Source organism: Pseudomonas sp. RC10 (assembly GCF_038397775.1).
Lineage (GTDB): Bacteria > Pseudomonadota > Gammaproteobacteria > Pseudomonadales > Pseudomonadaceae > Aquipseudomonas > Aquipseudomonas bambusae.
The window spans coordinates 1,369,984-1,392,345 of record NZ_CP151650.1 but is presented as its reverse complement, the minus strand read 5'-3'; the positions used below and the strand labels follow the sequence as shown (position 1 = coordinate 1,392,345).

Annotated in this window: 18 protein-coding genes; 4 read left to right on the top strand and 14 right to left on the bottom strand. The window is 60.6% G+C overall.

The annotated features are described in order from the left end of the window. Nucleotides 1-20 precede the first annotated feature (20 nt). Together AAEO81_RS06320 and AAEO81_RS06315 are read right to left on the bottom strand one after the other, a co-directional pair. Nucleotides 21-878: a mechanosensitive ion channel family protein gene (locus tag AAEO81_RS06320; protein WP_166596593.1), complete on the bottom strand. Its 858-nt coding sequence runs from the start codon at nucleotides 876-878 to the stop codon at nucleotides 21-23. Nucleotides 879-1,020: 142 nt separating this feature from the next. Beyond that, the gene (locus AAEO81_RS06315) at nucleotides 1,021-1,506 is read right to left on the bottom strand and encodes a YajQ family cyclic di-GMP-binding protein (protein WP_341962329.1); all 486 of its coding nucleotides are present in this window, start codon (nucleotides 1,504-1,506) and stop codon (nucleotides 1,021-1,023) included. Nucleotides 1,507-1,887: 381 nt separating this feature from the next. Between AAEO81_RS06315 and AAEO81_RS06310 the strand changes: the two genes are divergently transcribed. The 3 genes from AAEO81_RS06310 (at nucleotide 1,888) to AAEO81_RS06300 (ending at nucleotide 5,614) form a co-directional block, all read left to right on the top strand. After that, nucleotides 1,888-2,799: a putative 2-dehydropantoate 2-reductase gene (locus AAEO81_RS06310; RefSeq protein WP_341964477.1), complete on the top strand. Its 912-nt coding sequence runs from the start codon at nucleotides 1,888-1,890 to the stop codon at nucleotides 2,797-2,799. Nucleotides 2,800-2,982: 183 nt separating this feature from the next. Beyond that, nucleotides 2,983-5,031 carry an ATP-binding protein gene (locus tag AAEO81_RS06305; protein WP_341962327.1) on the top strand — a complete coding sequence of 683 codons (2,049 nt, stop codon included), beginning with the start codon at nucleotides 2,983-2,985 and terminating at the stop codon, nucleotides 5,029-5,031. A 4-nt stretch (nucleotides 5,032-5,035) separates the two neighbouring features. After that, complete coding sequence (locus AAEO81_RS06300) at nucleotides 5,036-5,614, top strand: cob(I)yrinic acid a,c-diamide adenosyltransferase (RefSeq protein WP_341962326.1); 579 nt, start codon at nucleotides 5,036-5,038, stop codon at nucleotides 5,612-5,614. Nucleotides 5,615-5,778: 164 nt separating this feature from the next. Here the strand turns inward: AAEO81_RS06300 and AAEO81_RS06295 are convergent, their stop codons facing one another. From AAEO81_RS06295 to secA, 3 genes are all read right to left on the bottom strand, one after another. Beyond that, nucleotides 5,779-6,729 carry a Nudix family hydrolase gene (locus tag AAEO81_RS06295; protein WP_341962325.1) on the bottom strand — a complete coding sequence of 317 codons (951 nt, stop codon included), beginning with the start codon at nucleotides 6,727-6,729 and terminating at the stop codon, nucleotides 5,779-5,781. Between the two features lie 213 nt (nucleotides 6,730-6,942). Further along, nucleotides 6,943-8,160 carry a bifunctional glutamate N-acetyltransferase/amino-acid acetyltransferase ArgJ gene (argJ, locus tag AAEO81_RS06290; protein WP_341962324.1) on the bottom strand — a complete coding sequence of 406 codons (1,218 nt, stop codon included), beginning with the start codon at nucleotides 8,158-8,160 and terminating at the stop codon, nucleotides 6,943-6,945. A gap of 125 nt (nucleotides 8,161-8,285) precedes the next feature. Continuing rightward, complete coding sequence (gene secA / locus AAEO81_RS06285; protein WP_341962323.1) at nucleotides 8,286-11,036, bottom strand: preprotein translocase subunit SecA; 2,751 nt, start codon at nucleotides 11,034-11,036, stop codon at nucleotides 8,286-8,288. Between the two features lie 318 nt (nucleotides 11,037-11,354). Between secA and AAEO81_RS06280 the strand changes: the two genes are divergently transcribed. Continuing rightward, nucleotides 11,355-11,816, top strand: coding sequence for a DciA family protein (locus AAEO81_RS06280; protein ID WP_166596488.1), 462 nt, complete (start codon nucleotides 11,355-11,357; stop codon nucleotides 11,814-11,816). A 90-nt stretch (nucleotides 11,817-11,906) separates the two neighbouring features. Here the strand turns inward: AAEO81_RS06280 and lpxC are convergent, their stop codons facing one another. The 9 genes from lpxC to murD form a co-directional block, all read right to left on the bottom strand. Next, complete coding sequence (gene lpxC / locus AAEO81_RS06275) at nucleotides 11,907-12,818, bottom strand: UDP-3-O-acyl-N-acetylglucosamine deacetylase (protein ID WP_166596487.1); 912 nt, start codon at nucleotides 12,816-12,818, stop codon at nucleotides 11,907-11,909. A 112-nt stretch (nucleotides 12,819-12,930) separates the two neighbouring features. Further along, a complete protein-coding gene (ftsZ, locus tag AAEO81_RS06270) occupies nucleotides 12,931-14,121 on the bottom strand; it encodes a cell division protein FtsZ (RefSeq protein WP_062384185.1) in 1,191 nt (396 codons plus the stop codon). Between the two features lie 63 nt (nucleotides 14,122-14,184). After that, entirely contained in the window at nucleotides 14,185-15,444 is a 1,260-nt protein-coding gene (gene ftsA / locus AAEO81_RS06265) for a cell division protein FtsA (RefSeq protein WP_166596486.1), read from the bottom strand. 15 nt (nucleotides 15,445-15,459) lie between these two features. Then, the gene (locus tag AAEO81_RS06260) at nucleotides 15,460-16,329 is read right to left on the bottom strand and encodes a cell division protein FtsQ/DivIB (protein ID WP_166596485.1); all 870 of its coding nucleotides are present in this window, start codon (nucleotides 16,327-16,329) and stop codon (nucleotides 15,460-15,462) included. Between the two features lie 3 nt (nucleotides 16,330-16,332). Further along, nucleotides 16,333-17,292, bottom strand: a complete 960-nt coding sequence (locus tag AAEO81_RS06255; protein WP_341962322.1) for a D-alanine--D-alanine ligase — start codon at nucleotides 17,290-17,292, stop codon at nucleotides 16,333-16,335. Next, nucleotides 17,289-18,749, bottom strand: a complete 1,461-nt coding sequence (gene murC / locus AAEO81_RS06250) for a UDP-N-acetylmuramate--L-alanine ligase (RefSeq protein ID WP_341962321.1) — start codon at nucleotides 18,747-18,749, stop codon at nucleotides 17,289-17,291. The genes AAEO81_RS06255 and murC overlap by 4 nt, the downstream gene beginning before the upstream one ends. Further along, on the bottom strand, nucleotides 18,742-19,815 hold the full coding sequence (murG, locus tag AAEO81_RS06245; RefSeq protein WP_341962320.1) for an undecaprenyldiphospho-muramoylpentapeptide beta-N-acetylglucosaminyltransferase: 1,074 nt from the start codon (nucleotides 19,813-19,815) through the stop codon (nucleotides 18,742-18,744). The genes murC and murG overlap by 8 nt, the downstream gene beginning before the upstream one ends. Then, the gene (ftsW, locus tag AAEO81_RS06240) at nucleotides 19,802-21,016 is read right to left on the bottom strand and encodes a putative lipid II flippase FtsW (RefSeq protein ID WP_178115742.1); all 1,215 of its coding nucleotides are present in this window, start codon (nucleotides 21,014-21,016) and stop codon (nucleotides 19,802-19,804) included. Before ftsW ends, murG begins: the two co-directional genes overlap by 14 nt. Next, on the bottom strand, nucleotides 21,016-22,362 hold the full coding sequence (gene murD / locus AAEO81_RS06235) for a UDP-N-acetylmuramoyl-L-alanine--D-glutamate ligase (RefSeq protein ID WP_341962318.1): 1,347 nt from the start codon (nucleotides 22,360-22,362) through the stop codon (nucleotides 21,016-21,018). The genes ftsW and murD overlap by 1 nt, the downstream gene beginning before the upstream one ends.

The following is a 22,362-nucleotide window of genomic DNA, read 5'->3' as shown; positions in this document are numbered from 1 at the left end:
TTGTCTTTCAGCGCTGGGTATCAACGCTGAACGGTCGCTTCCTGCTGCTGGTCTTGCACCACACGAATCACCCGCTGCGGGAACGGGATGTCGATGTTGGCCGCACGCAGACGGTCGCGAATCTCGGCGTTGAAGCGGTTCGACACTTCACCGAAGTCGCCGGTCTTGGTCCAGACCCGCAGCGACACCGTGATCGAGCTGTCACCCAATGCGGCGACGACCGCCTGGGGTGCCGGGTCTTGCAACACGCGAGGGTCGTCGGCCATTTCCATCAACACACCCAGCGCCTGCTTGAGGTCGGCTTCGTAGTCGATGCCCACGTCGAAAGTGATCTTGCGGGTCGGCTGACGGTTGGTGTTGGTGATGATGCCGTTGGACAGGTTGCCGTTGGGCAGGATCACCGTCTTGTTATCGCCGGTGCGAATGATCGTGTGGAAGATCTGAATGCTGTCCACCGTACCCGCGACACCCTGCGCTTCGATCCAGTCGCCGATGCGGAACGGACGGAACAGCAGAATCAGCACCCCGCCCGCGAAATTCGCCAGGCTGCCTTGTAGCGCCAGGCCGATGGCCAGACCGGCGGCACCGATAGCGGCCACGAACGAGGTGGTTTCGACCCCGATCATCGAGGCGACGCTGACGATCAGCAGGACCTTCAGAATGATGTTGCCCAGGCTGCTGATGAAGCCCTGCAACGCCAGGTCCACATGACGCAGCGCCAGCAGCGCGCCGACCTTGGAGGTGAGCCTGTTGATCAGCCACCACCCCACCAGCAACACGACGACGGCCAGCAGCACACGGCTGCCGTACTGCATGACCATGGGAATCCAGGCTTGGGAAGCCTTGACCAGATGATCCACCTGGCCGTTCAAATCCAGATCCATTGATTGCTCCTTGTGGGCGTGAAACGAAAGACTGAAACGACGACACCTAGTCGCACCGTCGCTTCACGTGACCTGCAATCGGACGCGCACAACCCTTTCAGGTTCCTGCGTCGTCCGAAAATGCAGTGGGAGAGGATCAGTCGCGGAAGTTGTTGAATTGCAGCGGCATGCCGAATTCGTGACCGCGCAGGGCCGCAATGGCTTCCTGCAGATCGTCTCGTTTCTTGCCGGTCACACGCACCTGCTCGCCCTGAATGGCGGCTTGCACCTTGAGTTTGGCGTCCTTGATGTGAGCGACGATTTTCTTCGCCAACTCTTTGTCGATGCCTTCCTTGAGGGTGGCTTCCTGTTTCATCAGCTTGCCGGACGCGTAGGCATCCTTCACTTCCAGGCACTGCACGTCGATCTTGCGCTTGACGAGGGACAGTTTGAGGATCTGGATCATCGCCTCCAGTTGAAACTCGGCCTCGGCGGTCAGGTTCACGGTGAGTTCCTTTTCCTTGAACTCGAAACTGCCTTTGCCTTTGAGGTCGAAACGACGATCCAATTCCTTGATCGCGCCATCGACGGCATTCGTGACTTCGTGCTTATCCAGTTCGGACACTACGTCGAACGAGGGCATGTAGATTCTCCAATTGATACGGCGCGGCTCGACATGTTGAAGGAGCACGCCTGACTTGACGGTATGAAAGCCCGGTCATTATAACGAGACTTTTCCCACCTTCATGCGAGCTTGCGATGTCGTTTCGGTTTTTCCCTCTTCGACATTGCCGCGCCCGCGATGTGAAGCTTCGTCCAGCAGAGACCCGTCGCGGGTGCACCACTCCGTCACAGGCCAAACACAATCCTCCTGTAGGAGCGAATTCATTCGCGAGACGGCGTCACATCCGACACCTACCCATCGGATGTACCGGCCATTCGCGAATGAATTCGCGCCCACAAGGTTTCGCTCAACGTTCACCCCAAGCGGTCGCTTATGCCCGATGAGAGTGCTGTGAATTCGATCCCCTGGCACATCCTCGGCGCAGGCAGCCTCGGCAGCTTGTGGGCCTCCCGACTGTTTCGCGCTGGGCAGCCGGTGCGTGTGATCCTTCGGGATGCAGCGCGTCTGGAGGCCTATCAGGCCAAAGGTGGCCTGACACTGAGCGAACACGGCCAGCGCCAGCGGTTTGAGGTGCCCGCGCAAACACTGAGCGACCCGGAGCCCATTCACCGTCTGTTGGTGGCGTGCAAGGCCTACGATGCCGAACGCGCAGTGGCCAGTATTGCCGCCCGACTCGCGCCTGGCGCCGACGTGCTGTTGCTGCAAAACGGTCTGGGCAGTCAGCAAGCAGTGGCCGATCTGCTGCCGAATGCGCGCTGCATCTTCATCTCCAGCACCGAAGGTGCCTTTTGTGATGAAGACTTCAGCGTGGTATTCGCCGGGCAAGGTTTCAACTGGCTCGGCGATGGTCGCTCAAGTGGCGCGCCTGACTGGCTGGCAACACTCGCGCACGCCGGGATTCCGGGCGAATGGACCCCGGATATCCTCCCGCGGCTGTGGCGCAAGTTGGCGCTCAATTGCGCCATCAATCCGTTGACCGTTTTGTATGACTGCCGGAACGGTGAGTTGCAGCATCACGCCGACGAGGTGAAGGGGCTGTGTGACGAGATGGTCGTGGTGTTGCAGCGCTGCGGTCAGTCGCAAGCGGCCGTGGGACTGCATGACGAAGTGAATCGCGTGATTACCGCCACCGCGGCCAATTATTCGTCGATGTATCAGGATGTCGCGCAGGGTCGGCGGACTGAGATCAGTTATTTGCTGGGATACGCGTTCAACGCTGCGATGCAGCACGGCATAGACGCTCCCCGGTTGAACGCCCTTCGCCAGCGACTGGTACGGCATTTGGCGTCCAGAGGTCTGCCCGGCGACTGAGCCCGACCTGTGGGAGCGAATTCATTCGCGAAAATCTGTCAGGCACCTGAGAGGTATCGCCTGTACCTCCCCTTCGCGAATGAATTCGCTCCCACAGGTTCGTCCATAGTTTGCGCTGCGGGTTTGCTCCTGCCCTGAACAGCGCTAACCTGCCTGTTCCTCATCTGTCAGTGACCCTGCCCCATGCCATTGCGCCAGCGCCTCGAAAACCTGCCGGTCGGCCAGAAGCTCCTGGCGGCCCTGCTGGTCTTGCTGACCACCGTTCTGCTGGTCGCCAACCTGACGTTCATCAGTGCGGCCTATTACATCTCTCAAGAGGCGATGGCACCCCAGGCCCTTCAGACGATTGGTCGATTGATCAGCAACCCCAGCCTGTCGGAACAGGCGCTCTCCTCCCCCTACAACGCTCAGGCGTTGCTCAAGGAGCTGAAAAACTACGGCCCGTTGCGCGCTGCAGCGGTGTACGACAGCTCGGGCACCCGCCTCTCGCAAGTGCAACAGGGCGACAAACTGCGTCTACCTGACCACTACCGCAACCTCGAAAGCTGGCGCATCACCGAGTTTCGCAACACCCAGGTGATCCCGATCCCCAAACAGGGCCAGTCGCCGGGTCATTTGCTACTGGTGGCGAGCAGCGAGCTGCCGACCGCGTTCTACACCGGCACCTTGACGGCCAGCCTGGGCATTCTAATTTTCAGCATCTTGCTGTGGGCGGGCGTGGCGCGGCAGATTCGCCGTTTCATCACCGAGCCGATCTATCAACTCGAAGAACTCTCGCGCCGCGTCACCCGCGAAGAGAACTACGCCTTGCGCGCCGGGCCCGGCAATCAGGATGAAATTGGCTCGCTGGCTGAAGCGTTCAACACCATGCTGTCGCGCATGGAGGCTCGGGAACAGCAGCTCAAGCGCGCGCGCGATGACTCTCAGGAAGCCTACGATCAAGCGCAAGGGCTGGCCGAAGAAACCCGCCACACCAACCGCAAGCTGGAACTGGAAGTCCAGGTTCGCAGCAAAATCGAGAAAAAGCTCACCGGCTTTCAGAATTACCTGAACAGCATTATCGACTCTATGCCGTCAGCGCTCATTGCACTGGACGAACAGCTCTACGTCACGCAATGGAATCAGGAAGCGGGCGCCCTCTCCGGCACGCCGTTGGATGAGGCCCTCAACCAGCCGATTTTTCTCGCTTTCCCCCCGATGAAAGCGTTTTTGCCGCAGATCAAACAGACCGTCGAGCGCCACACCGTGACCAAGATCGAGCGCGTCACGTGGGTCAAAGGTGATCTCACCCGGCACTTCGCGCTGACGTTCTACCCGCTGACCGGGGGCGCCGGGCGCGGCGCGGTGATCCGGATCGACGACATCACCCAGCGTCTGTCGCTGGAAGACATGATGGTGCAGTCCGAGAAAATGCTCTCGGTGGGCGGTCTGGCCGCAGGCATGGCCCATGAGATCAACAACCCCCTCGGCGCGATCATGCACAACGTGCAGAACATTCGCCGGCGCCTCTCCCCCGAGCTGCCGAAGAATCTGCAACAGGCCGAGCAGGAAGGCATCGAACTGGCCACGGTGAATCAGTACCTCAGCGCGCGGGAAGTACCGCAGTTGCTGGACGGGATTCAGCAGGCCGGGGCCCGGGCGGCCAAGATCGTCAGCCACATGCTGAGCTTCAGCCGTCGCAGCAATAGGCAAATGGCGCCGTGCGACCTGCCTGCGCTGATCGATCAGGCCGTGGAAATCGCCAGCAACGACTTCGACCTGACCATCGGTTTCGACTTCAAGGGCCAGAACATTCTGCGTCAGTTCGACACCAACCTCGGCCCCGTTCCGGGCACTGCCAACGAGCTGGAACAGGTGCTGCTTAACCTGCTGAAGAACGCCGCGCAGGCCATCCATCAGCGTGAACACGAAACCGAGCCCGGCCGCATCATTTTGCGCACCCGCCTGAACCCGCCGTGGGCGGAGATTCAGGTGGAAGACAATGGCGTCGGCATGCCGGAGAGCGTGCGCAAGCGCATCTTCGAGCCGTTCTTCACCACGAAGGAAGTCGGTCAGGGCACAGGGCTGGGCCTCTCGGTGTCGTACTTCATCATTACCAACAATCACAAGGGCCAGATGGAGGTGCACTCCACGCTCGGCCAGGGCACCTGTTTCACGCTGCGCCTGCCGCTGGTGGGCAACCCGATGAACGTGCCCGCCCCACAGATCATTGGTCAGAACGACCGGGAGTAAGACCATGGGATTTCGCTTGTCGAAGATTTACACACGCACCGGCGACAAGGGCGAAACCGGCCTGGGCGACGGCCGTCGGGTGCCAAAGGATCACCCGCGCGTTGAAGCCATTGGCGAGGTCGACACGTTGAACAGCCAACTCGGCCTGTTGCTGGCGAGCCTTGAAGGTGTCGTCCCTGCGGTACCTGAGATGCAGGGCATCATCGACGTATTGGCCCCGTGTCAGCACCGTTTGTTTGACCTTGGGGGCGAGCTAGCGATGCCGGAATACCAGGCGTTGAATGCGGCGGAGGTCGAGCGGCTGGAAACAGCGATCGATCAGTGGAACGAGGAAGTGGGGCCGCTGGAAAATTTCATTCTGCCGGGCGGTTCCGCGTTGATCGCTCAGGCCCATGTGTGCAGAAGCCTGGCCCGCAGTGCCGAGCGCCGTTGTCAGCACTTGAACGCTGTCGAACCGCTGGCCGGGGTGGGATTGGCGTACATCAATCGGTTGTCGGATTTGCTCTTCGTCGCGGCACGGATCATCGCGAAACGTCAGGGGGTGGCGGAGATTTTGTGGCAGCCGGCCAAAAAGCCCGACTGAGTTACCTTCGCCCGGATGAACGCGATCCTCTGTAGGAGCCGGCTTGCTGGCGAAGGCGTCAGGTCAGTGACAGATACGTTGACTGACACACCCCATTCGCCAGCAAGCCGGCTCCTACAAGGAACGGGTCAGGCTGGGATGTTTACGCAGTCCAACGATTAGGCTCACTCAAACCCTTTCGGCCAAAACGCGCGAATCCCCGCCACGCCCTGCGCGCCGTTTTCCCACGCCTGCTGACGCTCCGCAGGGCCAACGCCGCCCAGCAGATAAACCGGTTTGCTGAACCCCTCGATCAAGGCCCGCGCCTGTTCCCAACCCAAAGGCTGGGCATCGGGGTGGGTTTGCGTGGGCTGCACAGGCGACAGGGTGACGAAATCCACGCCCATCTGTTCGGCCAGGGACAGCTCTTCAGCGTTGTGGCACGACGCCGCCAACCAGCGCTCTTCCGGGAACGGGCGGCCCTTGCTGGCGTATTTACGCAGTTGTTCGCTGGTCAGATGCCAACCTGCGGCTGGAAAGTCGCCCAGCCACTCTAGCGGGCCTTTGAGCATCAACTGCGCCTTGCCCGCGCACAGCCCGACCGCGTCCACCGCGACATCGCGGTATTTGGGGTCGTAACCGTTCGGGGCGCGCAGTTGAATCAGCTTGATGCCGTCTGCAATCGCCTTTTGCATGCCTTTCAGCAGTTGGGGCGTTTCCAGTGCGTCCGGCGTGATCAGGTATTCGCCTGGCAACCGGGCGGCAGCGACGATCGGCTGATTCGCGGCAGGGAATTCGTAACTGGCCAGCTCCCGATTCGACACCCAGGCCAATGGCTGGCCTTCGGCGCCGTGGGGCTCGCCCGTGAACGACGAGACTTCCCAGACATCCAGCAACACCTGTTTGTCCGGGTAGTCGTGTTTGATCTTGATCAGTGGCCGCGCCTTGGCGACCACGATGCCCAGTTCTTCTTTCAACTCACGAGACAAAGCCGCTTCGACGGTTTCGTCAGGCTCGACCTTGCCACCGGGAAACTCCCATAAGCCGCCCTGATGCTGCTTGTCAGCGCGCCGGGCAATGAGAATCTTGCCGTCGGTGCCGCGAATGACCGCGGCGGCTACATGGATGCGTTTCACGTTAAAGCTTCCTCTAAAACCTGACGGTGCGGACGTGAGCCGGGCACTTCTGCCAAATGCGCACACGAATCACTGTGGGAGCGAATTCATTCGCGAAACGCCTTAACAACCGATACATCTCTGGCGCCTGATACATCATTCGCGAATGAATTCGCTCCCACAGGGTGAGAACAGCGTCGTACAGAAAAACTGCGTACGACGCGATTCACTCAATCAGGTGCGGTATTCCGCGTTGATCTTCACGTATTCGTGGGACAGGTCAGTGGTCCAGATGGTTTCGCTGCAATCACCACGGCCCAGCTCGATGCGGATGGTGATTTCCTCCTCGGCCATCACCGCCGAGCCCTGCTCTTCGGTGTAGGTCGTGGCACGAGCGCCCTGGCTGGCGATGCACACGCCGCTGAGGTACACGTCAATCTTGCTAACGTCCAGATTCGGCACACCCGCACGGCCCACGGCGGCCAGGATGCGGCCCCAGTTCGGGTCGGAGGCGAACAGCGCGGTCTTAATCAACGGCGAGTGGGCGACGGTGTAGCCGACGTCCAGGCACTCTTGATGGTTGCCGCCGCCATTGACTTCGACAGTCACGAACTTGGTCGCGCCTTCGCCGTCACGCACGATCGCCTGAGCGACGTCCATGCAGACGTCGAACACGGCCTTTTTCAGGGCTTCGAACAGCGGGCCTTTGGCTTCGGTGACTTCGGGCAGGTTGGCCTGACCGGTGGCGATCAGCATGCAGCAGTCGTTGGTCGAGGTGTCGCCGTCAATGGTGATGCGGTTGAAGGACTTGTTCGCGCCGTCACGGACCAGGTCCTGCAGCACGCTTTGCGACACTTTGGCGTCGGTGGCGATGTAACCCAGCATGGTCGCCATGTTCGGACGAATCATGCCCGCGCCCTTGCTGATGCCGGTCACGGTGACGGTCACGCCGTCGATCTGGAACTGGCGGCTGGCGCCTTTTGGCAGGGTGTCGGTGGTCATGATGCCGGTGGCCGCAGCCGCCCAGTTATCCACAGACAGGTCATCCAGCGCGGCTTGCAGTGCGCCTTCGATTTTCTCAACAGGCAGCGGCTCACCGATCACGCCGGTCGAGAACGGCAGCACGGCGCTGGCATCGACGCCACTGATCTCGGCCAGCTTGGCGGTGGTGCGCTCGGCAGCGCGCAGGCCCGGCTCACCGGTGCCCGCATTGGCGTTGCCGGTGTTGGTCAGCAGGTAGCGCACGGCGCCGCCCACACGTTGCTTGGACAGAATCACCGGCGCGGCGCAAAACGCGTTCAGGGTGAAGACGCCTGCCACGCTGGAGCCTTCGGCGCAGCGCATGACCACGATGTCTTTGCGCCCCGGGCGCTTGATACCGGCAGAGGAAATGCCCAGTTCGAAACCGGGAACCGGGTGCAACGTCGGCAGAGGACCAAGACCAACAGCCATGAAATGCGCTCCTTGAAAAGTAGTCATGCCGCCCCCGGTGTTCCGGCGCGGCGCAATCGATTGAAAAACGCCGCGACGGCTGAGCCGGTCGCGGCGTGGTGTTGCGTCAAAGCAAGCGTCAGCCGTTAATTGATCTGGCCATGGCAATGCTTGAATTTCTTGCCTGAACCGCACCAGCACAGCTCGTTGCGACCCAATTTCTGGTCATTGCGAACCGGCGACAGCGCGGCAGCGGCGACAGCGACGTCGTCACCCTCTTCGCCCACCAGTGCGATTGGCTGATCCAGACCCGGTGCTTCGGCGTGCTGGAATTGCATGCGCTGAGCCAGTTCTTCGGCTTCGCGACGCAGGCGCGCCTCCTCCTCGGCCGGGTCTTCGCGGCGAACCTGGACGTGAGACAGCACACGAATGGTGTCGCGCTTGATCGAATCGAGCAGTTCCTGGAACAGAGTGAAGGACTCGCGCTTGTATTCCTGTTTCGGGTTCTTCTGAGCGTAGCCGCGCAGGTGGATACCATGACGCAGGTGGTCCATGGTCGACAGGTGGTCTTTCCACAGATCGTCCAGTACGCGCAGCAGAATCTGCTTCTCGAAGGTGCGCAGGGCTTCGGCGCTCGCCTGGTCTTCCTTCTCGGTGTAAGCCGACATGATGGCTTCCAGCAGTTTCGGACGCAGGTTTTCTTCGTGCAGGTGATCGTCTTCGTCCAGCCACTGCTGAATCGGCAGTTTCACGCCGAAATCGCTGTTCAGCGCGGCTTCCAGACCGGCGACGTCCCACTGCTCTGGCAGGGATTGCGGCGGAATGTGTGCGCTGATGGTGGCGTCGAGGACTTCTTCGCGGAACTCGGCAATGGTGTCACCAATGTTCACCGCAGCCAGCAGGCTGTTGCGCATGTGGTAGATCACTTTACGTTGTTCGTTGGAAACGTCGTCGAATTCGAGCAGTTGCTTACGAATGTCGAAGTTACGGCCTTCGACCTTGCGTTGGGCCTTCTCGATGGCGTTAGTCACCATGCGGTGCTCGATCGCCTCACCGGACTGCATGCCCAGCGCCTTCATGAAGTTCTTCACCCGGTCAGAGGCGAAGATGCGCATCAGGCTGTCTTCCAGCGACAGGTAGAAACGGCTCGAACCGGTGTCACCCTGACGACCGGCGCGACCGCGTAGCTGGTTATCGATACGACGGGATTCATGACGCTCGGACGCGATCACGTGCAGACCGCCCGCCTGAATCACTTGCTGATGGCGCTTCTGCCAGTCGGCCTTGATCTGCGCGACTTGCTCAGGGGTCGGGTCTTCCAGGCTGGCGACTTCAACTTCCCAGTTACCGCCCAACAGGATGTCGGTACCACGGCCGGCCATGTTGGTGGCGATGGTCAGGGCACCCGGACGACCGGCCTGCGCGATAATTTCTGCTTCTTTTTCGTGGAACTTGGCGTTCAGAACCTTGTGATCGATGCCTTCTTTCTTGAGCAGGTTGGACATGTGCTCAGAAGTTTCGATGGTCGCTGTACCTACCAGCACCGGACGCTGTTCGGCCAGACAGGCCTTGATGTCGGTGATGATCGCCTGGTATTTCTCCTCGGCGGTCAGATACACCAGGTCATTGAAGTCTTTACGCGCCAACGGCTTGTTCGGCGGAATGACCATCACGGCCAGGGCGTAGATCTGGTGGAATTCGAACGCTTCGGTGTCGGCTGTACCGGTCATGCCGGACAGTTTGTTGTACAGACGGAAGTAGTTCTGGAACGTGGTCGAGGCCAGGGTCTGGCTTTCGGCCTGAATGTTCAGGTGTTCTTTGGCTTCGATGGCCTGGTGCAGACCTTCCGACAGACGACGACCCGGCATGGTACGACCGGTGTGTTCGTCGACCAGCAGAATGCCGCCGTCCTGAACGATGTATTCGACGTTGCGATGGAACAGTTTGTGCGCACGCAGACCGGCGTAAACGTGGGTCAGCAGGCCCAGGTTGTGCGCCGAGTACAGGCTCTCGCCTTCAGCCAGCAGGCCGACTTCGGTGAGCATTTCTTCGATGAACTGGTGACCGGACTCGTTCAACTCCACCTGACGGGATTTCTCGTCGATGGTGTAGTGGCCCTGCTTGGTCACCACGCCTTCCACTTCCTCGATGTGTTGTTCGAGTTTAGGGATCAGCTTGTTGATTTCGGTGTAGAGCTTGGAGCTGTCTTCGGCCTGGCCGGAGATGATCAGCGGGGTACGGGCTTCGTCGATGAGGATCGAGTCCACTTCGTCGATCACGGCGAAATTCAGCTCGCGCTGGAATTTGTCTTCCAGGCTGAACGCCATGTTGTCGCGCAGGTAGTCGAAGCCGAATTCGTTGTTGGTGCCGTAGGTGATATCGGAGCCATACGCAGCACGCTTTTCTTCAGGCGGCTGGAAAGGCGTCACGACACCTACGGTCAGACCGAGGAATTCGTACAACGGACGCATCCAGTTGGCGTCCCGACGGGCCAGGTAGTCGTTGACGGTGACAACGTGCACGCCCTTGCTGGACAGCGCATTGAGGTACACCGCCAGTGTCGCCACCAGGGTTTTACCTTCACCGGTACGCATCTCGGCGATCATGCCTTCGTGCAGCGTCATGCCGCCGAGCAATTGAACGTCGAAGTGACGCATCCCCATGACGCGTTTACCGGCTTCGCGGCAGACCGCGAAGGCTTCAGGCAGGAGCTTATCGAGGGTCTCACCTTTGGCGAAGCGGGCCTTGAATTCTTCGGTCTTGGCGCGCAGTTGCTCGTCCGAAAGGGCCACCATTTGCTCTTCGAAGCTGTTAACGGACTGGACCGTCTTGAGCAGGCGCTTCACTTCGCGCTCGTTTTTGCTTCCGAAAAGTTTTTTTAACAAAGGTGCAAACATATCGACAGGATCTTCCACACATAGGGATGGAGGGCGGCCCCGTGAGTCGCCCGTGCAGCCCTCATGGCCGCATGCGAACGAGCATTCTACCCGGAAATGGTGGTGAGGAAAGTGGCGTTATTCCACGATGCTGGCACAGCAATGTTACGGGGCAGAAGTACAATAGGGGCATTTCTTCGGACTTCAACCCGTGCGGGGCAGAAGTTTGATTAATGTTTCTTCACGAATCGGCCAATAGAATAAGGGTGTGATCGGCACTTACAGGGCCAGCGACTGCTTTCTGATAACATCACGGACTTGTAACCACAGGCGACTTTCATGGCCTTTCGTCCCTTGCAGGCTCGCGCTCCGGCTGTGCTTTTGCGCGAAGCCAGGCCGCTCAAAGCCATTTTCAATCATGCCCAGCGATTGGCCCATTTGCAGCGTTTGCTGGAAAGCCAGTTGCAACCCGCTGCGCGCGAGCATTGTCATGTGGCGTCGTGGCGAGAAGGAACACTGCTGCTGGTGGTCACCGACGGCCACTGGGCGACGCGGTTGCGGTATCAACAGAAGCGGCTGCAACGGCAATTGGTGGTCTTCAAGGAATTCGCCAACCTCACGCGATTGCAGTTGAAAGTGCAGCCCGCGACGATCCATCGGGCACCGGTCGGGCCTTCACGGGATTTGTCGGTGGCCGCCGCCGATGCGATCAATGAAACGGCTGAGGGAATCAGCGATCCGAAACTGAAAGCGGCGCTCGAACGATTGGCGGCGCATGCCCGACCTAAAGATTCGGTTTGATGGCCCCGGACCTGACGGTCCCAAAAAAGCCATAAAAAAAGGCCACCTGATCAGGTGGCCTTAAATATTAAAACTGAGAAGAAGAGACTGTTACACCGCCGCTACAGGGCGCATGTACGAGATCGGTGCGGTACTGGCATCAGCAAAGGTCACCACTTCCCAAGCGTCTTCCTGTGCGATCAACGCACGCAGCAGACGATTGTTCAGACCGTGGCCAGATTTGAAGCCCTGGTACTCGCCGATCAAACTGTTGCCCAGCAGATACAGGTCACCGATGGCATCCAGGATCTTGTGTTTGACGAACTCGTCCTCATACCGCAGGCCGTCTTCGTTCAACACGCCGTCCTTGTCCACGACGATCGCGTTTTCAACGCTCCCGCCCAGTGCAAGGTTGTGTTTGCGCAGGTACTCGATGTCTTTCATGAAACCGAAGGTACGCGCACGGCTCACTTCTTTTACGAACGAAGTGCTGGAAAAGTCGACGCTCGCCGTCTGTGTCCGGTTCTTCAGGTACGGGTGATCGAAATCGATTTCGAAGCTCACCTTGAAACCTTCGAACGGCACGAACTTGGCGTATTTGCCGTCTTCCTCTACGCAGACTTCTTTCAGAATGCGTATGAATTTCTTCGGTGCGTCCTGTTCTTCCAGGCCAGCTGACTGGATCAGGAATACGAAGGGACCTGCGCTGCCGTCCATGATTGGAACTTCGGAGGCAGAGAGTTCAACGTAGGCGTTATCGATGCCGAGGCCGGCCATGGCCGACAGCAAGTGCTCAACCGTATCGACCTTCACGTCGCCATTGAACAGCGTTGTGGAAAGCGTGGTGTCGCCCACATTCAGCGCGTGTGCGTTGATCTGGACAACCGGCTCGAGGTCGGTACGGAAAAACACAATGCCAGCGTTCACAGGTGCAGGTTTGAGGGTCAGGTAAACCTTTTCCCCCGAGTGCAGGCCGATACCTGTGGCACGGATAATATTCTTCAGGGTGCGTTGTTTAATCATGGCATTGGCCGCTTCAGCGCATATCGCGAATTAGTATCAACAAAGGCTGGCGATGATAGCAGACCTCGCCTTTGCTGAACACCAATCACCCTTATACCCCTGATAGAACTCATCAATCAGCCTGACGACGCAGGAACGCTGGAATGTCCAGGTAATCCAGATCGTCTTGCGGATTCATTTTTGCCGCAGCAGTGGCGCCTGCGTGAGCCTGATTGCGCATCACGGTAGGACGGTCCAGATCGCGGTAATTCACCGACGGCTGCTCCTGGCGGACGGCTTGTTGCTGCACAGGTGCGGCTTGAGCGGTCTGCATGGTGTTGTCGATGACCTTCACAGGCTTCTCGATTTTTGCACCCAGGCCTGTGGCAACCACGGTCACGTGCAGCTCGTCGCGCATGTCCGGATCGATAACGGTACCGACCTTGACCATGGCGTGCTCGGAGGCGAACGCTTCGATGATGCTACCCACGTCGGAGTACTCACCCAGAGACAGGTCAGGACCGGCGGTGATGTTGACCAGAATGCCGCGGGCACCCTGCAGGTTCACGTCTTCGAGCAGCGGGTTGCGGATTGCGGCTTCGGTGGCTTCACGCGCACGGTTCGGACCGCTGGCAGCGCCAGTGCCCATCATCGCCATGCCCATTTCGGACATCACGGTGCGTACGTCGGCGAAGTCGACGTTGATCATGCCTGGACGCTTGATGATGTCGGAGATACCGCGAACGGCACCGGCCAGTACATCGTCTGCCTTGGCGAAAGCCGACAGCAGGCTTGCGTCTTTACCCAGGATGGTCAGCAGCTTCTCGTTGGGAATGGTGATCAACGAGTCGACGCTTTCGGACAGCGCGCGGATGCCTTCATCGGCGATCTGCATGCGCTTGCGGCCTTCGAACGGGAACGGACGGGTCACGACCGCAACGGTCAGAATGCCCATTTCCTTGGCCACTTCGGCGATGATCGGGGCTGCACCGGTACCGGTACCGCCACCCATGCCGGTGGTGATGAAGACCATGTTGGTGCCCTGCAGAACTTCCGCAATGCGCTCACGATCTTCCAGTGCCGCCTGACGACCGACTTCAGGATTGGCACCTGCACCCAGGCCCTTGGTCACACCGGTACCCAGTTGCAGAATGGTACGTGCGCCAATGTTCTTCAGTGCTTGAGCATCGGTGTTGGCGCAGATGAACTCGACGCCTTCGATGTTGCTCTTGACCATGTGATTGACCGCGTTGCCGCCGCCGCCACCAACGCCGATAACTTTAATTACCGGGCTTTGTGGGATGTTGTCTACGAGCTCGAACATGTTCCCTCTCCTTCAGTTCTCTAGTTTTATGTCGCCTGTTGCCTGCCTACCACTTTTTAAATCTTAGAAATTCCCCTGGACCCAGCGCTTGAGACGCTCAAACACGGGTGCCTTAGGTTCATCGCTATAACTGCTACCGGAATTGGAAAGGCCTGACAGCGAGATCCCGTCGGACTGCTTTTGCAGTCCGTACAGCAGCAAGCCAACACCGGTGGAGTAAATCGGGTTGCGAACGACGTCCGCCAGACCCTTGATGCTGTGCGGCACGCCGAGGCGCACCGGCATGTGGAAGATTTCCTCGGCCAGTTCGACCGCGCCTTCCATTTTCGAGGTACCACCGGTCAGCACGATGCCGGCCGGAATCAGGTCTTCGTAGCCACTGCGGCGCAGTTCGGCCTGAATCAGGGTGAACAGCTCGTCGTAGCGAGGCTCGACCACTTCGGCCAGCGCCTGACGGGAGAGTTCGCGAGGTGGACGGTCGCCCACGCTCGGCACTTTGATGGTTTCACCAGCGCCGGCCAGTTTGGCCAGGGCGCAGGCGTAACGGATCTTGATCTCTTCGGCGTACTGCGTCGGGGTGCGCAGGGCCATGGCGATGTCGTTGGTGACTTGATCGCCCGCAATCGGGATCACAGCAGTGTGACGGATCGCGCCTTCGGTGAAGATCGCGATGTCGGTGGTGCCGCCACCGATGTCCACCAGGCACACGCCCAGCTCTTTCTCGTCGTCGGTCAGCACCGAGTACGCCGAGGCCAACTGCTCAAGGATGATGTCGTCGACTTCCAGGCCGCAACGACGCACGCACTTCTCAATGTTCTGAGCGGCGTTCACGGCGCAGGTCACGACGTGCACTTTGGCTTCCAGACGTACGCCCGACATGCCCAGCGGCTCACGAACGCCTTCCTGGTTATCGATCACGTAATCCTGCGGCAGGGTGTGCAGGACGCGCTGGTCCGCCGGGATCGCCACCGCCTGAGCGGCGTCAAGGACGCGCTCCAGGTCAGCCGAACTCACTTCGCGGTCGCGAATCGCCACGATACCGTGGGAATTCAGGCTGCGAATGTGGTTGCCCGCGACACCGACGAACGCCGAGTGAATGCGGCAGCCCGCCATCAGCTGCGCTTCTTCCACCGCGCGCTGAATCGACTGCACGGTCGACTCGATGTTCACCACCACGCCCTTCTTCAGGCCGCGTGAAGGGTGGGTGCCGATACCGACGATTTCCAGCGTGCCATCAGCCGCGACTTCGCCTACCAGCGCCACCACCTTGGAGGTGCCGATATCCAATCCGACGATCATTTTGCCGCTTTGCACGTTTGCCATGGGTCCTGCCTCTTATCAATTCTTCGCGACGGCGGGTTTGTCCGTCGTTGGCGCTGGCGCCTGCTCACGCCACCCAACGGCCAGGCCGTTGTTGTAACGCAGGTCTACTCGCGCAATGTTCGTGATCTGTTCTTTCAGCGTTTTTTCGTAGATGGCGATAAAGCGGCGCATCTTCTCAACCAGGTTGCCTCGTCCCAGCAGCAGTTCCAGGCCGGGACCTGCATTGCCTGCGCCGGTGGTCAGGAACCAACTGCCTCGTTCGCGCAATTCCAGGCGAGCGATGGAGAAGCCCAGCGGGCGCAACATCTGGCTCAGCACCTGGTACTGCTGCATCACCTGCTGTTGAGCCCGTTGAGGCCCGAACAACTGCGGAAGGTGTTCATAATTGGCCAGCTCACGCGGGGTGAACGCCTGGCCCTGGTTGTTCAGCAGGGCCGAATCGCCCCAGCGCGCAACCGGCAATTGTTCTTCGAGGCGAATCACCACCTGATCCGGCCACACACGACGCACTTCGGCGTGGGCGATCCAGGGCATCTGTTCCAGCTCGGTACGCATCCCGGCCAGGTCGATGTTGAAAAAACTGGTGGCCACGTAAGGCGCGATGCGCTGCTGAACGGCTTGCTGGCTGATGTAGCTCAGGTCGCCCTGAACGTTGATCCGCGAGATCGGCCGGTCGGCGTACGGCAATAGACGCTGCGCGGCTTCGTAAGTGCCAAAACCCAGCACCACCAGCAGGACGGGCCACATCAGGCCGCGCAGGAAACCGAAATTCGGTTTCGGCATGCGCGCCGACAGAGGCTCCTTGGCCACCATCCGGCTGGCACCGCGAGGCACCGGCTTGCGGCCAGGAGTGGATTGCTGATGACGTACCGTTGCGCCGAGCATGACTTACCCCCGCACCTGGACACTGTCGGCCAGAATCGCCAACACCAACTGTTTAAAATCGAGCCCTGCGGCATTCGCTGCCATGGGGACCAGGCTGTGATCGGTCATGCCGGGCACGGTGTTGACTTCCAGCAGCCAGAACTCGCCATTGGCGTCCTGCATGACGTCGGTGCGTGCCCATCCGGCAACACCCACGGCTTCGCAGGCACGTGCGGTCAGCGCCTTGAGTTCCTGTTCTTTGTTTGCATCGAGGCCGCACGGAATCCGGTACTGGGTATCGGAAGCCAGGTACTTGGCGTCGTAGTCGTAAAAAGTGTGGGGAGTGCCCAGGCCGATCGGGGGCAAGACTTGCCCACGCAGCGTCGCGACAGTGAACTCTGGACCTTGAATCCATTGTTCGACCAACACGTTTGAATCGTAGGTACTGGCGGCATTCCAGGCGGCGATCAATTCGTCGACGCGGGTCACCTTGGCCATACCGATACTGGAGCCTTCATGAGCGGGTTTGACGATCAAAGGAAAGCCCAGTTCCGTCGCCGCAGAAATACAGCCGGATTCGCTCGCCAGCACCGCGTGACGCGGGGTCGGCAGGCCCAGGCTCTGCCAGACCTGCTTAGTGCGCAGCTTATCCATCGCCAGTGCAGACGCCAGCACGCCGCTGCCGGTGTACGGGATCTCCAGGCATTCGAGCAGGCCCTGCATGGTGCCGTCTTCGCCGCCGCGACCGTGCAGCACGATGAACGCGCGGTCGATGGTCTCGCTGGCCAGTCGCTGAAGGAAATCGTCGCCCACATCGATCCCGAAGGCATCGACGCCCGCACTCAGCAGCGCTTCAAGCACTGCGTTGCCGGATTTGAGGGAAACCTCCCGCTCCGCACTCTTGCCGCCAAAAAGCACGGCAACGCGGCCGAAGCTTTTTGGCTCAAGGGTCGAGAGCAGGGAGACGGGCGCGGCGGCTGTCATTTCAGCTTACCTTCGGTTGAGGCCACGATGGCGCCCGCAAACAGCGGGCTCTTGAGCAATTGCGGTGCGAGTCCGCCAATGTCACCGGCGCCCTGGCACAGCAGGATGTCGCCCGCGCGCAGCAGCGGCTTGACCAGCGGGGCCAGCTCAACGCCCCGCTCGATGTAGATCGGGTCCAACTGGCCACGCTGACGAATGCTGTGGGCCAGTTGACGGCTGTCCGCGCCCGGAATCGGCTCTTCGCCCGCCGGGTAGACTTCCATCAGCAGCAGGACGTTGGCGTCATTGAGCACCTGCACGAAATCGTCGTACAGATCGCGAGTACGGCTGTAACGGTGCGGCTGGTAAACCATGACCAGACGACGATCCGGCCAGCCACCGCGCACGGCATTGATGACGGCAGCGACTTCACGCGGGTGGTGACCATAGTCGTCCACCAGCATCACGTTGCCACCTTCCACGGGCAGTTCGCCGTAGACCTGGAAGCGACGGCCCACGCCCTGGAAGCCAGACAGGCCCTGAACGATGGCTTCGTCAGTGATGCCTTCGTCCGTCGCGATGGCGATGGTCGCCAGCGAGTTGAGAACGTTGTGGTTGCCCGGCATGTTCACCGACACGTCCAGCGGCTCGCGGTCGCGGCGCAGAACGGTGAAGTGGGTGCGCATGCCTTCCTGACGCACGTTGATCGCGCGCACGTCAGCTTCTTCGTTGAAGCCATAGGTCATGACCGGGCGCTTCACCGCCGGCAGGATGTCGCGCACGACGGGGTCATCGGTGCAGACCACAGCCAGGCCGTAGAACGGCAGGTTGTGCAGGAACTCGACGAAGGTTTTCTTCAGTTTGTTGAAGTCGCCCTCGTAGGTCGCCATGTGGTCGGCGTCGATGTTGGTGACCACGGCCACCAGCGGCTGCAGGTGCAGGAAGCTGGCGTCGCTCTCGTCGGCCTCGGCGATCAGGTAGCGGCTGGTGCCGAGCTGGGCGTTGGTGCCCGCTGCGTTCAGTCGGCCACCGATCACGAAAGTCGGGTCGAGACCACCGGCCGCGAACACCGAAGCGATCAGGCTGGTGGTGGTGGTTTTGCCGTGGGTGCCGGCGACCGCGATGCCGTGGCGATAGCGCATCAGCTCAGCCAGCATTTCCGCGCGAGGCACCACAGGGATACGTCGCTCAAGGGCTGTCGCCACTTCCGGGTTGGAGGTGTTGACGGCACTGGACACGACCAGCACGTCTGCCGCTGCCGAGTTTTCAGCGCGGTGGCCAATAAAGATGTGCGCGCCGAACGATTCGAGGCGCTCGGTCACCGGGGAGGCCTTGAGGTCGGAACCAGAGACTTCGTAACCCAGGTTCAGCAACACCTCGGCGATCCCGCACATGCCCACACCGCCGATGCCGACGAAATGGATGCGACGGATGCGGCGCATTTCCGGTTGTGGCATGGCGCGTTGGTTCTCAACCATGGGCCACCTCCAGGCAGACATCGACGACAGTGTTGGTGGCATCCGGCTTGGCCAGTTGGCGAGCCGTGGTAGCCATGCGCTTCAATTGTTCGGGTTGCATCAAAACCTCTGTCAGGCGAGCGGCCATCTCGGCCGCGCCAGTTGTTCTTTGTGGCATCACGAAGGCAGCGCCTTCACGGGCCAGATAGTCGGCGTTACGCGACTGGTGGTCGTCGATCGCATGGGGCAGCGGCACCAGCAACGACGGCAGGCCAGCGGCCGCCAGTTCACTGATGGTCAGCGCACCCGCGCGGCAAACCACCAGATCCGCCCAGCCATAGGCTTGAGCCATGTCTTTAATGAACGGGGCGACCTGCGCCTCGACACCCGCTGCGCGATAACGCTCGGCGGTGATTTCATCGTGTTTCTTGCCCGCCTGATGGAACACTTCAGGCCGCAGTTCCGCTGGCACTTGAGCCAGCGCTTCTGGCAACAGCTTGTTCAGTGGCTCGGCGCCGAGGCTTCCGCCCAGCACCAGCAACCGGGGTTTGCGTCCGGCCAGCGCCTGACGCGGTGTTTCGAAAAACAGCTCGGCACGCACCGGGTTGCCGGTGGTGCGACGCTTGGCCGAGGCTGCGAACGTCTGCGGGAACGCTTCACACACGCGAGCGGCGAACGAGGCCAGGCTGCGGTTGGCGGTTCCGGCCACGGCGTTTTGCTCGTGAATGATCAACGGCACACCCGCGAGTTTCGCGGCGAGACCACCGGGGCCCGTCACGTAACCCCCGAAACCGACGACGCAAACAGGCTTCAATTCACGCACCACTTTGCGCGCCTGCAACAACGCCTTGATCAGCATGAACGGCGCCTTGAGCAACGACAGACGGCCCTTGCCCCGCAAACCGGTGACATTGATCAGGTGCAGTTGGAGACCGGCCGCAGGCACCAGTTCGTTTTCGATGCCGCGCGGCGTACCGAGCCAGTGCACGGTGTAGCCACGAGCCTGGAATTCGCGTGCGCAGGCCAGCGCCGGGAACACGTGCCCGCCGGTGCCACCTGCCATGATCAAGACATTACCGACGGCCATGGTTTGGCTCCTCGGCGAAATCGCTCTCACTGAATTCGGCTTCTTCGCTGCCCATGTTGTTGCGCGATTCCCACTCGATGCGCAGCAACAGGCCCAGACTCGCGCAGCAGATGATCAACGAGCTGCCGCCGTAACTGAGGAATGGCAGGGTCAGCCCCTTGGTCGGCAGCAGGCCGACGTTCACGCCGATGTTGATCAGGAACTGACCAATCCACAGGAACGCCAGGCCGTAGGCGGTGTAAGCGGCGAAGAACTGCTTGGCGCGCTCGGCCCACATGCCGATGTACATCGCACGAATGCTCACGAACATAAACAGCGCCACGGTGGCCAGCGACCCCACGACGCCCAGCTCTTCGGCCAACACCGAGAACACGAAGTCGGTGTGCGCTTCCGGCAGATAAAACTGCTTCTGCACGCTGTTGCCCAGACCAACGCCAAACCACTCGCCGCGACCGAAGGCGATGAGCGCCTGAGTCAGTTGGTAGCCGGAACCGAATTGATCCGACCACGGGTCGGTAAAGGTGATCAGACGCGCCATCCGATAAGGCTGCGCTTGCACCAGCACGAACACCGCGCCAACGGCCAACGCCACCATCAGACTGAAACGGAACAGGCCGACGCCGCCCAAGAACAGCATCGCCGCTGCCGCCCCCATCATCACGACGGTGGCACCGAAGTCAGGCTCCATCAGCAGCAGGCCCGCCATCGGCAGCAACACGATGAACGGCTTGAAGAAGCCCATCCAGCTTTCGCGCACTTCTGTCTGACGACGAATTAGGTAACCGGCGAGGAAAATCACCACGAACACTTTGGCGATTTCCGACGGCTGCACGTTGAACATGCCGAAACCGATCCAACGCATCGAACCGTTCACCTCACGCCCAATCCCGGGCACGATCACCATGATCAGCAGGCCGAAGGCGCCGATCAGCATGAGCCAGCCAAGGCGTTGCCAGGTCGCGACCGGAATCATCATGGTGGCGACGCAGGCGCCGAGGCCCAGCACCAGATAAATCAGGTGACGGGTCATCATGTACAACGCGTTGCCCGACTGCACGGCGGCCACTTCCGACGACGCGGAAGTGATCATCACCAGGCCCAGGCCCAGCAGCGCAAGGCAGCCAGCGAGCATCGGGAAATCGACGTCTACACCACGACCGCTGATGATCGGCGACGGGTAAGGCTTGATCACGCCAAAGATCATGACAAGTCCCTCACGGCCTGGGCGAACATCTGTCCGCGGACTTCAAAGTTCTTGAACATGTCAAAGCTTGCGCAGGCAGGGGCCAGCAGCACGGCGTCCCCTTCCTGAGCCCATTCGGCAGCACGTTGCACAGCTTCTTCCAAAGTTTTAATGCGTAGCAGAGGCACCGAGTCGCCCAGCGCGGAGGCGATCAGTTCAGCGTCGCGTCCAATCAGGACAACGGCGCGGCAATGAGCGGCCACCGGGGCTTTCAGTCCGGAGAAGTCCGCCCCCTTCCCTTCGCCGCCTGCGATCAAGATCAGCTTGCCGGGAATGTCTTCGCCCAATCCTTCGATGGCGGCCAGAGCGGCGCCGACGTTGGTGGCTTTGGAGTCGTCGTAATAGCTGACGCCCTGACGTTCACGCAGCCACTGACAACGGTGCACCAGGCCACCGAAACTGCGCAGGGCCTGAAGCATTGGCTCGAATGGCAAACCAGCGGCATGGCCGAGGGCCAGAGCCGACAGCGCGTTCGCCTGATTGTGCGCACCGCGGATTTTCAGCTCGCTGACCGGCATCAGGTTCTCGAACTGGAAAGTCAGGTACTTTTCGCCGTTCTCTTCTCGCAGACCGAAGCCATTGATGTCAGGTTTGTTCAGACCAAAGGTCCAGCACGGCACCCCTTCGCCGATCAATGGTCGCGAGAGCGCGTCCTGACGGTTCACCACGACTTGCCGCGCGCCCCGGAAAATCCGGTGCTTGGCCAAGTGGTAGGCAGGCAGGCCGCTGTAACGGTCCATGTGGTCTTCGCTGATGTTCAGCACGGTGGCGACTTCGGCGCCGAGGTGATCGGTGGTTTCCAGCTGGAAACTCGACAGCTCAAGAACGTACAACTCGACGTCGTCGCTGAGCAGGTCCAGCGCGGGTGTGCCGAGGTTGCCGCCGACCGCCACACGCTTGCCTGCCGCCGCCGCCATTTCACCGACCAGCGTGGTCACGGTGCTTTTCGCGTTGGAGCCGCTGATGGCGACGATGGGGGCTTTCGCGTTACGCGCGAACAGTTCGATGTCACCGGACAGTTTCACGCCACGGGCTGCCGCCTGCTGCAACGCAGGGGTCGCCAGCGCCAGCCCGGGGCTCACGTACAACTCGTCGGCGCGGCAGAGGAATTCGACATCCAACTCGCCACAGCGCACTTCAACCTGCGGATAGTCGCGACGCAGGGTCGCCAGCTCCGGAGGATTCTCCCGCGTATCGGCGACGGCAAACGCCACGCCCCGGTTCGCCAGGAAGCGAACCAGGGACATGCCGCTCTTGCCGAGACCGACAACAATGCGGAAGTGAGAAGAAGCGATCAGTGACAC

Excerpts from the sequence above, each read along its gene's own strand:
- AAEO81_RS06305 (WP_341962327.1), top strand. The coding sequence starts at position 2,983 with ATGCCATTGCGCCAGCGCCTCGAAAACCTGCCGGTCGGCCAGAAGCTC.
- murC (WP_341962321.1), bottom strand. The coding sequence starts at position 18,749 with ATGGTTGAGAACCAACGCGCCATGCCACAACCGGAAATGCGCCGCATC.
- AAEO81_RS06255 (WP_341962322.1), bottom strand. The coding sequence starts at position 17,292 with ATGACAGCCGCCGCGCCCGTCTCCCTGCTCTCGACCCTTGAGCCAAAA.
- secA (WP_341962323.1), bottom strand. The coding sequence starts at position 11,036 with ATGTTTGCACCTTTGTTAAAAAAACTTTTCGGAAGCAAAAACGAGCGC.
- lpxC (WP_166596487.1), bottom strand. The coding sequence starts at position 12,818 with ATGATTAAACAACGCACCCTGAAGAATATTATCCGTGCCACAGGTATC.
- murG (WP_341962320.1), bottom strand. The coding sequence starts at position 19,815 with ATGGCCGTCGGTAATGTCTTGATCATGGCAGGTGGCACCGGCGGGCAC.
- argJ (WP_341962324.1), bottom strand. The coding sequence starts at position 8,160 with ATGGCTGTTGGTCTTGGTCCTCTGCCGACGTTGCACCCGGTTCCCGGT.
- ftsZ (WP_062384185.1), bottom strand. The coding sequence starts at position 14,121 with ATGTTCGAGCTCGTAGACAACATCCCACAAAGCCCGGTAATTAAAGTT.
- ftsA (WP_166596486.1), bottom strand. The coding sequence starts at position 15,444 with ATGGCAAACGTGCAAAGCGGCAAAATGATCGTCGGATTGGATATCGGC.
- AAEO81_RS06260 (WP_166596485.1), bottom strand. The coding sequence starts at position 16,329 with ATGCTCGGCGCAACGGTACGTCATCAGCAATCCACTCCTGGCCGCAAG.
- AAEO81_RS06315 (WP_341962329.1), bottom strand. The coding sequence starts at position 1,506 with ATGCCCTCGTTCGACGTAGTGTCCGAACTGGATAAGCACGAAGTCACG.
- AAEO81_RS06280 (WP_166596488.1), top strand. The coding sequence starts at position 11,355 with ATGGCCTTTCGTCCCTTGCAGGCTCGCGCTCCGGCTGTGCTTTTGCGC.
- AAEO81_RS06300 (WP_341962326.1), top strand. The coding sequence starts at position 5,036 with ATGGGATTTCGCTTGTCGAAGATTTACACACGCACCGGCGACAAGGGC.